Annotated in this window: 15 protein-coding genes; 7 read left to right on the top strand and 8 right to left on the bottom strand. The window is 52.6% G+C overall.

From position 1 onward, the window contains the following. Both HZU72_RS04035 and HZU72_RS04030 read right to left on the bottom strand, forming a co-directional pair. Entirely contained in the window at positions 1–720 is a 720-nt protein-coding gene (locus HZU72_RS04035) for an NUDIX domain-containing protein (protein WP_180090654.1), read from the bottom strand. A gap of 72 nt (positions 721–792) precedes the next feature. Further along, positions 793–1,452 (bottom strand): tetratricopeptide repeat protein, encoded by a 660-nt coding sequence (locus HZU72_RS04030; protein ID WP_180090653.1) that lies wholly within the window; start codon positions 1,450–1,452, stop codon positions 793–795. A 172-nt stretch (positions 1,453–1,624) separates the two neighbouring features. Between HZU72_RS04030 and greB the strand changes: the two genes are divergently transcribed. After that, entirely contained in the window at positions 1,625–2,155 is a 531-nt protein-coding gene (greB, locus tag HZU72_RS04025; protein WP_180090652.1) for a transcription elongation factor GreB, read from the top strand. 28 nt (positions 2,156–2,183) lie between these two features. Here the strand turns inward: greB and HZU72_RS04020 are convergent, their stop codons facing one another. The 4 genes from HZU72_RS04020 to HZU72_RS04005 form a co-directional block, all read right to left on the bottom strand. Then, on the bottom strand, positions 2,184–2,912 hold the full coding sequence (locus HZU72_RS04020) for an SIMPL domain-containing protein (RefSeq protein ID WP_180090651.1): 729 nt from the start codon (positions 2,910–2,912) through the stop codon (positions 2,184–2,186). A gap of 130 nt (positions 2,913–3,042) precedes the next feature. Further along, positions 3,043–4,065, bottom strand: a complete 1,023-nt coding sequence (locus tag HZU72_RS04015; protein WP_180090650.1) for a zinc-binding alcohol dehydrogenase family protein — start codon at positions 4,063–4,065, stop codon at positions 3,043–3,045. A gap of 23 nt (positions 4,066–4,088) precedes the next feature. Continuing rightward, positions 4,089–4,931 (bottom strand): fumarylacetoacetate hydrolase family protein, encoded by an 843-nt coding sequence (locus tag HZU72_RS04010; protein ID WP_180090649.1) that lies wholly within the window; start codon positions 4,929–4,931, stop codon positions 4,089–4,091. 22 nt (positions 4,932–4,953) lie between these two features. Further along, complete coding sequence (locus tag HZU72_RS04005; protein ID WP_180090648.1) at positions 4,954–5,694, bottom strand: SDR family oxidoreductase; 741 nt, start codon at positions 5,692–5,694, stop codon at positions 4,954–4,956. A 247-nt stretch (positions 5,695–5,941) separates the two neighbouring features. Here HZU72_RS04005 and HZU72_RS04000 point away from each other — a divergent pair, with 247 nt between their 5' ends. After that, positions 5,942–6,697, top strand: coding sequence for a FadR/GntR family transcriptional regulator (locus tag HZU72_RS04000; protein ID WP_180090647.1), 756 nt, complete (start codon positions 5,942–5,944; stop codon positions 6,695–6,697). A gap of 10 nt (positions 6,698–6,707) precedes the next feature. Here the strand turns inward: HZU72_RS04000 and HZU72_RS03995 are convergent, their stop codons facing one another. Continuing rightward, positions 6,708–7,712 (bottom strand): methyltransferase, encoded by a 1,005-nt coding sequence (locus tag HZU72_RS03995; RefSeq protein WP_180090646.1) that lies wholly within the window; start codon positions 7,710–7,712, stop codon positions 6,708–6,710. Then, positions 7,709–8,548 (bottom strand): methyltransferase domain-containing protein, encoded by an 840-nt coding sequence (locus HZU72_RS03990; RefSeq protein ID WP_180090645.1) that lies wholly within the window; start codon positions 8,546–8,548, stop codon positions 7,709–7,711. Before HZU72_RS03990 ends, HZU72_RS03995 begins: the two co-directional genes overlap by 4 nt. A 279-nt stretch (positions 8,549–8,827) precedes the next feature. On the opposite strand from HZU72_RS03990, the gene HZU72_RS03985 reads away from it, so the two are divergent. The 5 genes from HZU72_RS03985 (at position 8,828) to HZU72_RS03965 (ending at position 14,512) form a co-directional block, all read left to right on the top strand. Continuing rightward, the gene (locus HZU72_RS03985; protein WP_180090644.1) at positions 8,828–10,567 is read left to right on the top strand and encodes an HD domain-containing phosphohydrolase; all 1,740 of its coding nucleotides are present in this window, start codon (positions 8,828–8,830) and stop codon (positions 10,565–10,567) included. A 149-nt stretch (positions 10,568–10,716) separates the two neighbouring features. Next, positions 10,717–11,733 (top strand): LacI family DNA-binding transcriptional regulator, encoded by a 1,017-nt coding sequence (locus HZU72_RS03980; RefSeq protein ID WP_180090643.1) that lies wholly within the window; start codon positions 10,717–10,719, stop codon positions 11,731–11,733. An 85-nt stretch (positions 11,734–11,818) separates the two neighbouring features. Beyond that, complete coding sequence (locus HZU72_RS03975) at positions 11,819–12,802, top strand: sugar kinase (protein WP_180090642.1); 984 nt, start codon at positions 11,819–11,821, stop codon at positions 12,800–12,802. A gap of 49 nt (positions 12,803–12,851) precedes the next feature. After that, positions 12,852–13,826 (top strand): 2-hydroxyacid dehydrogenase, encoded by a 975-nt coding sequence (locus HZU72_RS03970; protein WP_180090641.1) that lies wholly within the window; start codon positions 12,852–12,854, stop codon positions 13,824–13,826. Then, on the top strand, positions 13,823–14,512 hold the full coding sequence (locus HZU72_RS03965; protein WP_180090640.1) for an HAD family hydrolase: 690 nt from the start codon (positions 13,823–13,825) through the stop codon (positions 14,510–14,512). The genes HZU72_RS03970 and HZU72_RS03965 overlap by 4 nt, the downstream gene beginning before the upstream one ends. Positions 14,513–14,518: the final 6 nt, after the last annotated feature.

Here is a 14,518-nt window from a genome sequence, read left to right as displayed (position 1 = left end):
TCACTCCTCGTCGGTTTCGCTTTGCGTCAAAGCGCGCTGAGAGGCAGCACGCAGTGAGGCTCGCTGGCTATTAAGCCAATGTAGACCAATTAAACACATGGCGTTGTCGAGTCGCCCCTTCTCTAAGAGTTCCCAAGCGTTAGCGAAAGGCATGACGTGAACACGAATATCCTCATGCTCTTCATCTAGGCCATGAATCCCACCTAATCCTTGGGTATCTACCAAACCACAAAATAGTGTCACTTGCTCGTTGCAGGCGCCAGGGCTGGGATAATACGTGTGAAGTTTGGTCAGTTGGGCCACTTTACAACCGGCCTCCTCCCATGCCTCGCGATGCGCCACATCTTCCAGCGATTCGTCTTTTTCGACCAAACCGGCCACGAGTTCGAGCTTCCAGGGAGACGCGGAATCATCAATGGCGCCGGCACGAAACTGCTCAATGAGCACCAGAGAGTCTCGTTCGGGGTCGTAGAGCAGTACACCCACCGCATCAAAGCGATTGTGCACTTCACGCCGCAAGGGTTCGCTCCAACCGCCTTCAAACAGCCGGTGACGAAGCTCTAAGGCTTCCAGGCGGAAAAACCCTTGGTGTAGCGTCTCCCGTTTAAACAGCTCAACATCATCGCGCTTTAAGTCAGGGACACTAAGAGACGTGTTTTTAAAAGGAGGGCGCTGAAAAGTAGGATTCTGAACAGCATCGTGCTTGGAGTTGGACGCCATGAGGCACTCCCGGTGGTGATAATCGATCTATTATCAATGCTCGCCATCGGGAATGCCAATTCAGCGGGTGGATTACAGCTTATTAAGCAGCGCTTCGGCATCACGGCGTAGCGCTTCATCGGAGACTTGCCGGTTGTCTCGAGCGGTGCCGTTAACCGCTCGCTGGGCGTGCTCGCGAGCGGCCTGCTCATTGCCCTCTTCTTTCAAAAAGGCAGCGTAGTAGTAGTTCACATCGATGCCGTCTGGGCGGATCTCCAAGGCACGCTGGAACATGCGTTCAGCGCTATCACTATTGCCAAAACCGAGTGGCCGCCCCGGAGCGCGATCGTAAAGCGCACCTAGTGTGACGTAGGCGGAACCATTCAACCCCTGGGGATCTATTTCAATCGCCTTTTCTAACGCGTCACGCGCATCACCTGCGGTTCCTAATGCGCCTAAGCCGCCTCGCTCACGGGCATAAGACGCCAGAATTATACCCTGCCAGACAAGTACGTCAGCTTCATCGCTGTGCTGCTCGGCCAACTGCTCCGCTTCACCTGCCAACGCCTTTAACGTGCTCTCCCGCTCGTTGGCGGGCATCTCAGTCACGGTATGCTCCCACCTGTTTTTAAGCGAAAACAGCTCGCCTTCAAAGGCAGAAGCGGTTAGCGGAGACAGCATCAGCGCGCTGCCAATGGCAACGGCGATTATTGAACGTGACAAAGAGTTGCGTGAAAAAGAGTAAGTTCGCATACATGCTCCTAACATTATTGTTGTCCTGGTTAGACCTACCAATAGCGGGTCTCTCGCTCAATATAGCAAAAATGTAACAAACGTTTGAATGATTCTCCAGTAGTATGTTGCTTGGTATGCTTCGCGCAATTAACGTAAGGTAGATAGCTCGAAACACAATGGGGAATAGGTAATGAAAGGCCGCAACATGACCCGCTGGCGCGATCCAGCCAAAGATCCGCGTCAAGCCCCTAAGAGCAACCTGATTACCCCAGAAGGGGCGGCTCGCTTGCGCGCTATCTTGGATCACCTATCGCGGGTTAAACGCCCGGACATTTCAGCAAAGGTCGGCGAAGCAGCCGCCCAGGGCGACCGCAGTGAAAACGCCGATTACACCTATAACAAGAAAGAGCTGAACCGCGTTATCGCCCGAATCACCTACCTGACGAAACGTTTGGACGAACTGCAAATCGTAGACCGCCTGCCAGCCGATACCAGCAAGGTGTTTTTCGGCGCTTATGTAAGCCTGGAGGATGAAAATGGCGGTGAGGTGCACCTCAGGATCGTTGGCCACGACGAAATCGACACCAAAAAGCGCTGGATCAGTATCGATGCGCCTATGGCCAAAGCATTGCTCGGTAAACAGGTGGGTGATGAAGCAAAAGTGCTCACGCCTAACGGTGATACGTTTTATACCATCACCGCCATTGATTACACTGGCTAACTCCTGCGCCATTCACGCCGCCTAGGGCCTAATCTTGTAAGGAATAATCCACTGTGGTGACAACGCGAACACGTTTGGTTTGCGGCGTGTAGCTGTCCAAGTCCTCGATGGAGAAGTAGCCCTGGGTCGCCTGACGAATCTGACCCACTTGGCTACCGGAATCTTCGGCAAACTGCTGTGCGGCGTTACGCGCATCCGCAGTGGCCGCCGCAATCATTTCAGGCTTGATCGCATCGAGTCCGGTAAACAGAAACTCCGTGCGGTATTCGTAGCTGGGCGAGAGCAGTACGCCCTCTCGCACCAGTGAAGTCGCATTGGGGATTGCCTCGATCACCCCTTCAACATCGGGGGAGCGTAGTAGCAGTGTTGCTTCGGCGCGGTAGCGCTCATCCGGGCGCTGACCACCGTACTGATTACTATATTGGTCGGTAATCCGCGGCGGAGTGGAGCTAACATTCTCCGATGCAAACCCCTGCGCCTCCAGAAAATCGCGAATTGCCTGCTCGTCACTGGACAACTGCTGCTCAAGGTCACTCAAGCTATTGGCGCTGACACTGTAATTGAACGGCCACAGCACCAAATCCGCCGGCACTTCTCGCTCGGCCAAGCCGCGTACCGTGACGCTACGTGACGACTGTTGCCACACTTCTGCGGCGCCCTTGATATAGCTACCGCTCCATACCAGCCCTAGCGCCAGCAGCCCGCCCAGTAGAACGGCACTTCCCAGTACCGCCGTATTTCGAATATTTCCCGTCATTGCCGCCACTCCTACTCATACCGTTAAATTAACGACTCCTTAATTTGCATCATAGCCCTTAACGATAGTCCTTAACGGTAATTTCGTCGGCGGCTGAATGTGGCAAGTTTGAGGAAACGATGCAGAAGTGTTAATGATCAATCGATATCATGGCCTTGATAACCTGATTAGCGGGGTCGCACCACTGGGGCATCTGGGCAGGCACGTCAGCAAGGTAAGCACGGTGGGTAATCATCGCTTCAGCATTGATGTCCCCGCTCTCCATCAGAGACACCACGCTATCAAAGTCTTCGCGAATGGCATTACGGCTGCCGATCAAGGTCAACTCTTTCTTGTGGAAATCAGGATCACTGAAGGTAATGTCTGCTTTGACTATACTCACCAGCACATAGCGACCGCCATGCCCCACCAGATCGAACCCAGCCTCCATAGCACGAGGGCTCCCTGTGGCATCAAACACCACATCTGACAACGCCCCATCATTCAATTCGCTTATAAGTTCAGCCACATCGACTTTCTGTGGGTTGGCCACCGCATCAGCACCCAACACATCGCGGCAAAAACCCAGCCGAGAGGCATTGGTATCCACCATCAGTGTGCGAGCACCACGGCTATTAGCTACCTGCAACACACCCATGCCAATAGGCCCAGCGCCCACAATAACGACGAGTTCATCAACTTGAAGCTGGCTACGCCGTACTGCGTGTGCACCAATCGCCATGCACTCCACCAGCGCCAGTTGATCAATCGTGAGCGTTTCCGACACCACTAAATGAGTGGTGGGAACGGCTAGATACTCCGCCATTCCGCCATCTTTATGCACGCCGATTACCCGCATGCGCTGACAACAGTTGGTTTTATGCTGACGGCAGGCACGGCACTCACTGCAATGCAGGTAAGGAATGACATAAATCTGCTTGCCAAGTAGGTGCTGAGCGTGATCATCAGCAACCTCGACGACCTCACCAGCAAGCTCATGGCCTAACACTCTGGGGTATTCAAAGTAGGGTTGATTACCACCATAAGCATGAATATCCGTTCCGCAGATACCGATACGGCGTATCCGTACCACGGCATGCCCAGGGGCACACTCTGGCTTAGCAGCGTGACGCAGCTCCAGATGTTGCGGCTTTGAACAGACAAGCACTTCCATAAGCGCGCTTCTCCTCGTTATGTTTAGGCCTGAACGACCCGCTGCTGCTGCTCACCTAAGCCCTCAATACCTAAACGCATTTGCTGCCCATCACGAAGGTAAACGGCGGGCTTCTGGCCCATGCCCACACCGGGAGGTGTGCCGGTTGAGATAACATCGCCAGGCTGCAAACTCATGAAACGACTCAAGTAACTGATCAGAAAAGGCACTTGATACACCATGGTGCGCGTATTGCCGTTCTGGTAACGCTGGCCGTCTACCTCAAGCCACATACCTAACTGGTGTGGGTCAACAATCTCATCACGGGTAACTAACCAGGGCCCTAAAGGGCCAAACGTATCGCAGCCCTTGCCTTTGTCCCAAGTCCCACTGCGCTCCAGCTGAAACTCGCGCTCGGACACATCATTAACCACGCAGAACCCCGCCACATGTGACATGGCCTCGGCTTCATCAATGTAACGCCCCCCCTTCCCAATAATCACCCCAAGCTCGACTTCCCAATCGGTTTTTTGGGAGCCACGAGGAATCTCTACGTTGTCATTGGGGCCACAGATAGCGCTTGTCCACTTATTGAAAATGACCGGCTCAGGGGGAACCTCAGCGCCGGTTTCTGCTGCGTGATCGGAGTAGTTGAGACCAATACAAATAAACTTGCCCACGTGACCAACACAAGGCCCCAGACGCACATCAGCCGCGACCTCTGGCAATGTAGAGAGATCCACATCGCGAAGTTTCTGCAACCCTTCGTCGCTCAACACATCACCAGCAACATCGCTAACGAGGGCGGAAAGATCACGCACCTTACCCTGACTATCGAGAATGCCCGGCTTTTCCTGTCCTGTCGTTCCAAAGCGTAAAAGTTTCATATTGTTATTCCTTCTGAAGTAATCAGTTAGCCCAACCACCATCGATCAATTGCGTGGTGCCGGTAATAAACTGCGATTCATCACAAGCCAGGAAAGCCGCCAGCGCCGCCACTTCCTCCACTCGCCCCAACCTACCCATTGGTTGACGGGCAATAAAAGAGGCTAGCACCTCTGCATCACTGCGCCCCTCTTTACGTGCCTGCTCAGCAATACGCTGTTTGAGAGAGGGAGACTCAACGGTGCCAGGGCAGATCGCATTGCAGCGAATTCCCTGGGTCATAAAGTCGGCGGCGACTGACTTGGTCAGTCCGATTACCGCGGCTTTAGAGGTACCGTAAGCGCAGCGATTAGCAACTCCTTTAATGCTAGATGCCAGGGAAGCCATGTTGATGATGCTGCCACTCTCTTTTGCCAACATGCCCGGTAAAAAAGCCTGCAAGGTATGAAACATTGAAGTGACATTCAGATCCATCGATCGCTGCCAAGTGGCCTCGTCGCATTCGAGTACGGTCCCACCTGCCACCATACCGGCGCAGTTAAACAGTACATCCAAGGCCGGTAGTGAAGCGGCTAAATGGTGGATCGCTTGGCTATCCGTGACGTCCAGGCGATAAGCTTCAACACCCGGTATCCCTTCTAAGCTGGCAATATCGATATCTGTCGCGAATACGCGTGCACCCTCGGCAACAAAGCGCTCGACGCTAGCACGCCCAATGCCGTTTGCAGCGGCGGTGATCAGTGCAGTTTTGTTTTTGAGTCTCATACTATTGCACATCCCTAACGGCTAAGGCGCGCGCCTAAAAGCTGTGGTACGACCTTGAAAAGAATGGGAACATACATCAGGCCAAATCATCCAGATATCCAATGGCCTGACCAATGAGCCGAGTATGAGCGAGAAACTTTGACCCTGGCAAGCCTCAAAAAGCTAAATAGCTGCTTTGGGGAATAAACTTTAGTAGCCATCAACCTTAGTCTAAAACCACCAATGAAACGGATAGGAAACACCACGAATGCCGATTCAAACCATCCGCTCGCAGCGCCTCTATCGCCAGATTGCTGATCAGTTACAGCAGTTAATCAATGACGGTGAGTTTCCCCCAGGAACGCTGTTACCCCCCGAGCGAGAGCTTGCCCAAGCTCTTGGCGTTAGTCGGGCTTCAGTGAGAGAGGCCTTGATTGCTCTCGAAGTGGTTGGGCAGGTAGCTGTTCGGGTCGGCCATGGTGTCGTGGTTCTTGAATCGCGCGCCACTCCCATGGAGTCGGTGATGCGCGCAGCCGCTCGAACCGAGCCCTGGGCAATAGACCCAGAGTTCGAGAGCGAAATTGAGCTCAATCTGGACGAAGAGATCCCGCCCTTTTCACTGCTCCAGACGCGCCGCTATCTGGAACCGGAAATTGCCGCGTTAGCAGCCATGAACGCCACTGAAGAGGATATGAAAGCGATCCGTTTGGCATTTGAGCGAAATGTATCTGACAACGCCGATGGCGGGCGTAACTGCGCCGGGGATCGATTACTGCATATTCGTATTGCTGAGGCTTCAGGTAACGCGGCCTACGCACTTGTCATCAAGCATCTGCTTGGCCACAAGTACGGCGCCATGTTTCGTCGACTCCAGGAGCTATTTATGGAAACAGATATGCCGCAGCGCTCCCAGGACGACCATAAGCGCATCGTTAAAGCCATTGAAGAACGTGACCCGGTGGCTGCTCGTCGTGCCATGGAAGTGCATCTGGATCACGTACTTAATGTTTTCTTTGCCGAGTAAGCGTCCAGGCCTAGCGCTGAGATTTAACCGCACCGTAAACCTTGAAGCGGCGATTATCCGCCAGGGTCTGGAAGTCCTGAAATGCCCGCTGCAAGTGGTCTGGATAGGGCAAAAAGCCATTTGCCACCAGGATTAACTGCCCGCCCACATTGAGATGCTCTGGCGCCGCGCTGATCAAACGCTGACTGGGGCCATAGCTGATATCACGCTCCTTATGGAACGGCGGGTTGCTAACAATCCAGTCAAACTGCTCGCCTCCAAGCGCACTGAAAACATCACTGCAGAGCACTCGACCCTCTAGCCCGTTCGCCGCTAACGTACGCTTACACGCCTCTACCGCAAAGGCGCTGACGTCCACAGCGGTTACATAATGGCCACGCTGAGCCAGCCAGGCGCTAATGATGCCGTCGCCACAGCCCATATCCAGCACTTTGAGCGTTTTTTTCGGCAAGCTATTCTCAATGCTCTCCAACAGTAACAGCGTGCCTTCATCGACTTTACCGTGGCCAAATACGCCCGGGTGGCTGTTCAGCGTAAGTCCTAATGTCTCGAATTGCTGCCAAGCGCTATCGCTAGTCGAATCCAATGCCACGGTTTGGGTGGCAAAGAGTGAACAGCGCCGGGCGTTGTCGCGCTTATCCCAAGGCATGCCCAGCTCTTCCAGCATCTTGGGAACGCGTTTAATTCCACCTTGATGCTCGCCGACAATTTCAAAGGGCGTCCCTTCAGGTAGCTGCTCACATAACCACTTGAGCCACCAAATACCTAACTGATGTGCCTTCGGCCAAAACAGCACCAGCTCTTTGCCGAATGTCTCGCCCACCTCTAAGTCAAAAGGCGCTCGGGCCTGTTTGCCTTTCGCCTGCCACTCACGCAGTGCGCCAAAATCGCCACTGACCACACCCGTCGATTGATCAATAAGCCAGCTATCGACTGGCGGGCCAATGACCCACAGCGCTACATAGTTATCTTTTTGCCGCTCTAACAATCGGCACGCTGGGGCTTGGGCACTCATTCAACGATCTCCGGTTTAGTTAATGTATAAAGTAGGTAGCGACCTAAGCGCCAGTGAGGATCATGGCGACAGTACTTTTTTTCCAGCGCCAGCAGCGTTTCAATTTCTGCTGGCGTGGCGGGAGGGTGGCGCAAGAAATCTTGAAAGACGCGGATACCGGCGACTGCATCTATCACTAAGCCGTTATCCGCACTCCACTGCTCTATCTCGGCATGACTAACGGGCGAAATAGGCGTCAATCGTTGGCGCTTGCCCTTCCCTGCCAAGCGGTCGCTCAACGCCTTCTCAAGGTTGCCTTTGACTGCATTAGAAAAGCGCAGTGCATCGCGATTAAACACCATCAAGCTTAGCTGGCCACCTGGGGCCAATAAATCGCTCAAGGTGGCCAGCGCCGCTTGCGGATCACCCAACCACTCCAACACTGCATGGCAGGTAATAAGCGACCATGGGCCAGGAGCTTGTTCTGTTAACCGTTGCAGCGGCGCCTGTAGATAAGTGATCGCCTCTTCCGGTAACGTTTTAACATTCCGGTGCCAGTTTTTTGCGTAGCTGAGCATATCTGCTGAGGGCTCAGTCATCGTGACCCGGTGCCCCCGCTCAGCAAACCATGCCGCCTGCTGGCCCAACCCCCCCCCCACGTCCAACACACACTGCCACTCTAGATTCAGCATTTCCGGTAGCAGGTAGTCGAGCATAGCGAGACGCAGCTCGCCCCGGGGCGCTTGATAGAGCGAGCGGGAAAATTTCTCGGCCAGGCCATCGAAATAGCGATCGCCAGACGGCGTTAATTCATAGCTGCGCGATTGAGAATGGATTGATTTAGGGTTTGAGGGCATGCCGCGGGCATCACTGTAAAAGAAAACGTGCAGTTTACCTGATTATGCCTACTCGACCGAATGGTGGTCTAGCCTGCATCAAACATAAACAAAAATCATCAAAACATTACAAATCACTTTTAAAACAGATATAAATAGGTTTGCAAACTGGAGCGAAATAATAGCTAATCGACACAGGGAAAATGTCCTATCATGGTAGCAGTGACAAGCAATAGAAATGTAGAGCAGTCACCACCAAGTCGATATAAATTATAACAAAATAAATGCGGTGGGTTTTATATGATTATCGATATGGAAAACCAAAATACCACTGGGCAGATAATACGATCACTGCTAAAAAAAGAGCATGCTATTTCTATATTTTCTAAGGAAGCAGCCTATGCCATCGAAGCTAAGGCAATTAAGATAGATTTGGATAGGGGAAAAATAACCTTAGCTATTCATTACACTGGAAGTTCGCTTTCTCCTTATTTTAAAAACGATACTATTTGCTTTGACATAGAAGCTTCACACCCTTCACCTGGCATAGAAGAAGAAATTTACAATATTGAGCAAGTACCTGCACACGTCGTTAAGATAGATGCCTGCACTTACCATCTTGAGTGTCAGCTTCCCAACTCTATTTTTGCTTCCGATAATAGAGGTGCTCTACGCGTTCCCTTTATTCTTGGTATGCATGCACGTGTGCACCTTGAAGTCTTTGCTCATGAGCTTAATGTGGAAGGAAAAGTGCGTAACCTTTCAGTGGGCGGCTGCATGGTGTATGTCAGCCTCGAAGATAGCATGGCCCTTAGCGTTAACCAGACGCTGCCAGAGGTAACACTGGAGTTTCCAAACGGAGAAACATTCAATACTCAGGGGCGTATTCGTCATATGCGCCCTTTTGGAAGCCACGACTACGCGGCTATCGGCATTGAGTTTATTAACATGACAGCCACAATGACTGAAACACTTTTCCATTATGTATCGGAGTCTGAGTTCGAAGCCGCTTTTCGTTCAGGCCTACAAGATAGCAACTCACGTGCTAAGTCGCGGCTTTTCATCGCAGATGCCAAAGAGAAGAAAATGCAGCACAAAGAAGAGCGTGATCAAACCAAGAGTAGCCAACGTTCTCCTCTGCTACGCGGTGTTCTTGAAGTCGCTCACCAGCTACAAGTCATGTTAATGTTCACCAAAAACAAGGATTTATTTCCAGAAGAGAGCCTCTATGAGTGTGTAGACAGCCTGCTGTACATGGTGAATCAAGACCGAAAGGGACTTCAGTATGCGATGGCTTTTCTGCATGATGAACCCGAGTGGGTGCGCCATGCCATACAAGTGGGTAGTCAACTCGCGATGATTCTGATCAGTCGTGATCCATACGCATCGCAGACGCGGGAAGCGGTCGCCGGGGCTTTACTGCACACCATGGGAAAACCACTGCTTATTAGCGAGCAACTCCCCTCGCTTAAGATGCATATGTCTCCTTCACAAGCGGAAATGCTCAAAGAGCATGTTGTCACATTGGAGAACAGACTAACGGCATTAAACTGGACTGCTAGCCCAGCCTGCCATAACATTATCCTCAATGCCAACGAACGGCTTGATGGCAGCGGGTATCCAGCAGGAAAGACAGCAGCAGAGTTATCCGAGCACGTTCGGCTAATCAGTGTTATTAAAATAATCAACAAATTAACTCACGAACGAAATGGTCAGAAACCACGGCAACCTCTTGATGCCTATCGCTGGGTTAACAACTGCCCAACTATTTATGAAAAGTCACTACTTGTAGAGTATATCCAACACTTTGGGTTATACCCTATCGGCAGCTTAGCTAAATTCTCAAACGGTTTTTTAGCATGGATAATGGATGTCGACACAAAGGGAATGCCGTGCAAGGTCAACGTTATTAAAAACCTCTCCTTTAGAGACACATCTATTGACACGGTTCTTGAAAATAGTGACTTTACTCAAATTGGACATCTTGAGGGCACGGTAAACCCCACAGACTACAATATTCATATGGTCAATCACCCTTAGCGGCTCGCACGCCGTTGCTTTTGGCCTAGCAAACACCCAAAATTAGACTGTGTTAATTTTGTCAACCAGCATGTAACGGAAGATACTTTGGCGAAAGACACTATTTATCCAATCACACAATTTTAAGCACACTATTTTTTAAGCACACTATGCCGCCTACACCGCGCCGTTCCACCATTCTTGAAGTAGCCCGCCTCGCTGGTGCCTCTAAAACCAGCGTGTCGCGCTATTTTGGCGAAGAGCGTGATCGGCTCTCGCCCTCACTCCAAGCGCGTATCGCCCATGCGGCAGGTACCCTTGGCTACCAGCCAAATCAGATGGCACGCGGGTTAAAAGGTGGCCGCTCTAAATTGTTAGGTATGTTGGTGGCAGATATCCGCAACCCATTTTCAGTGGCTATCACACATGGTGTCGAGCAAGCGTGCCGCCAATACGGCTACTCATTGGTAGTATGTAATACTGATAACGACCCAGAACAGGAGCGCCAGCATTTAGACCTGCTGGGTGCCTATCAGGTGGAAGGTCTTGTGGTAAATGCGTCCGGCAGCCCTGAACGACAACTACATACTTTTATCAGCCAGGGGACTCCCATTGTGCTGCTAGACCGCGAAGTCGATCATGTGGAAGCGGAGGTGGTTGGACTCGATAATCACTTGGCGATCGATATGGCACTCGAACACTTGGTCGATCAGGGCTACCAGGCCGTGCTGTATGTCAGCGAAGCTCCCCAGCAGTCAAGCACCCGACAAAAACGCTTGGCCCGCTTTAACCACACTACCGAGCAGTTGGGGCTTATTCATTCATCCTCCCTGCTTGCTAACTCAGATGGCACTGCAACGCTTCAAGCGCTAAGCGACTTTTTAGCAACCCACCAACAACACGCCTGCGCTGTCTTATGCGGCAATGGCAATGCCACCCTAACAGTGACCCGTCTTTTTCAACAGTTGGACTTATCGCTTGGCAAGATAGGCTTGATGGGGATTGATGAACTCGAGTGGTGCGCTTTGATCTCTCCCGGCATTACTACGCTTGCCCAACCCACCGATGCAATGGGTAAAACGGCTGTTCAATGCTTGATGCATCGCATTGCGCCCCATGCATCGTCAATGCCAGCGGCGCTGAGTTTTTCACCTACTCTGATCGAACGAGGTTCTACTCAACGCTAATTTTTTAGTCGGTGCTAAAAAATTGCCACAAAAATGGTATCGTTCCCATTGGATGATAACGAACAACTCGAAGAGATTACTGACTATGCACCACTCCTTCTCTAGCCCACCAGAAATTCTCACCTTCGGCGAAGCCATGGCTATGTTTGTCGCTGATACACCGGGCGACTTATCCAGCATTGAGCGTTTCCACCGCCGCTTGGCAGGCGCCGATAATAATGTCGCTATAGGCCTCTCAAGGCTGGGTTTCCACGTGGGCTGGTTAAGTCGAGTGGGAACCGATAGCTTTGGAGGGTTTATTCAGGCCGCATTAACAGCGGAAGGTATCGATGATCGCTATATTCGTGCCGATGCACAGCACCCCACCGGGCTGCTCTTTAAAGAGCGTGCCCAGAATGGCGACGACCCGCGAGTAGAGTATTTCAGACGTGGCAGTGCCGCCAGCCATCTCACTATTGACGACGCCCGGAATGTCGACTTTCAGGCGCTTAACCACCTTCACGCGACGGGCATTACCCCAGCGTTATCTGAAAGCGCCTGCCAGCTTAGCCATCATTTGATGGAAGAGTCCCGCGCCCACGGCGCTAGTATTTCCTTTGACCCCAATTTACGGCCGTCACTTTGGCCCAGCGAAAACGTTATGCGGTCGACCCTTAATGAACTCGCAGGTCGCGCCGATTGGGTGTTACCTGGGCTTTCAGAGGGCCAGCTTCTCACCGGGCAGAAGACGCCTTACGACATAGCAGGCTATTATCTGGATCAAGGTGCCTCGGCTGTGATCATCAAGCTGGGCCCTGAAGGTAGCTATTACCGTGGCAACCTGGATGGGCAAGAAGAGAGCTTTACGGTGGCCGGTTGCCACGTTGCTGAGGTGGTGGATACCGTAGGCGCAGGCGATGGCTTCGCCGTCGGTGTCATTAGCGCCCTGCTTGACGGAAGGACGGCGCATCAAGCCGCCCAACGCGGCAACCTCATTGGCGCCCAAGCCATCCAGGTAGTGGGTGATATGGAAGGTTTGCCTAATCGCGAGCAGCTATTAGCGCTTGAAGTCGACCAGCCCATTGGCTAATCGCCACACACTACTTTTATATAACAGGCTTTTCACCATGGAGATAACAATGAAAAAACGTCTAGTGATTCAAGGACGACTCAGCGACGCTCAACAGGCTGAACTTAGCGATTTGTTTGAAGTGGATGTGTTGCCGCAAGCCACTGCGCTTGATGCCACTGAAAATCGCGCTCTATTAGCGGAGGCGCACGGCATCATCGGCTCTGGCTTAGCCATTACCCCCCAGTTGCTGGACGCAGCACCCAACTTGAAAGTCATCGCGACCATCTCTGTTGGTTACGACAACATCCCTGTTGATGAACTTACGAAGCGCGGCATTATGCTGTGCAATACACCTGATGTGCTTACCGAAACCACCGCCGACACCGGCTTTGCGTTGATCATGGCCGCGGCGCGCCGAGTGGTTGAACTAGCCGAGTGGATCAAAGCGGACAAATGGCAAGCCAGCATTGGCCCCGCACTGTTTGGCAGCGATGTACATGGCAAAACCTTGGGCATGGTGGGTTTTGGACGCATTGGCCAAGCCGTTGCCAGGCGCGGAGCCCTGGGCTTTGGTATGCAATTGCTCTACTCCAACGCTTCACCCAAGCCCGATTTAGAGAGTGAACTTGGCGCGCAGCGCCGCGAACTCAACGAACTGTTGGCCGAGGCCGATTTCGTCTGTGTCACTGTGCCGCTTACCGCCGAAACCGAACGCTTGATCGGTGCCCAAGAGTTCGCGCTGATGAAGCCTTCAGGCATTTTTATCAATATCGCCCGAGGCAAAGTCGTCGATGAAAGCGCTTTAATAGACGCCTTGGAAAACGGCGTTATTCAAGCAGCCGGGCTGGATGTATTTGAGCAGGAGCCACTACGCGCTGCGTCACCGCTGACGAAGATGCCCAATGTGGTCGCCCTGCCGCATATCGGCTCTGCTACCCATGAAACCCGCGACGCCATGGCCCAACGGGCGGTGGATAATATTCGTCTAGCACTCCAGGGCGAGCGGCCAATTAGCTTAGTCAACGAGGAAACCTATCAATGAAGCCTGCCACGCCTCCTTCCACGCCCCTGTGCTTACTGTTCGATTGCGATGGCACCCTGGTGGATAGCGAAATACTGCTTGCCGAGGTGATGGCCGAAATCCTTCCCGAGTTCGGCTTACCCTTCACAGCACGGCAGTATATGGATGAGTTTCGCGGGGTACGCTTCCAGACCATCGTCCAAACGCTGGAAAAGCGTTTCCAGGCGTTGGCAGAAGGCCAGTTCTCTCAGCTTGAGGCGGGTATGCGGGCGCGCATGGAAGCCCGTATGCGGGCCGAGCTTGTGGCAATACCGGGCATGGCTGCTGCTCTTGACCACTTAAGCAGCCACCCCAAGGCCGTGGTGTCTAATGGCCCCGAGCGCAAAATTCGCTGTGCGCTGGAAAGCACCGAGTTAGGCCATCACTTTGCCGACAAGCTCTTTAGCGCCTATACCCTCAACGTCTGGAAACCCGACCCCGAGCTGTATCGTAAGGCTGCCGCCGCTATGAGCTACGCTCCTCAGCAGTGCGTGGTGATCGATGATGCGGCTGTGGGTGTGGAAGCAGGGCTAGCGGCGGGCATGCACGTGATTCACCTCAACCACTTCCCTAATGAGGAAATCACCCCCGAAGGTGCCATTGGCATCCATCACGCCCATGAATTACCCGCTGCTATTGCACGCTTAACTGTACAAGCGACGGCGTAATGATGG

Source organism: Vreelandella sedimenti (assembly GCF_013416325.1).
Classification (GTDB): domain Bacteria; phylum Pseudomonadota; class Gammaproteobacteria; order Pseudomonadales; family Halomonadaceae; genus Vreelandella; species Vreelandella sedimenti.
The sequence above is the reverse complement of the archived record's forward strand: the minus strand, read 5'-3'. Positions and strand labels throughout refer to the sequence as shown.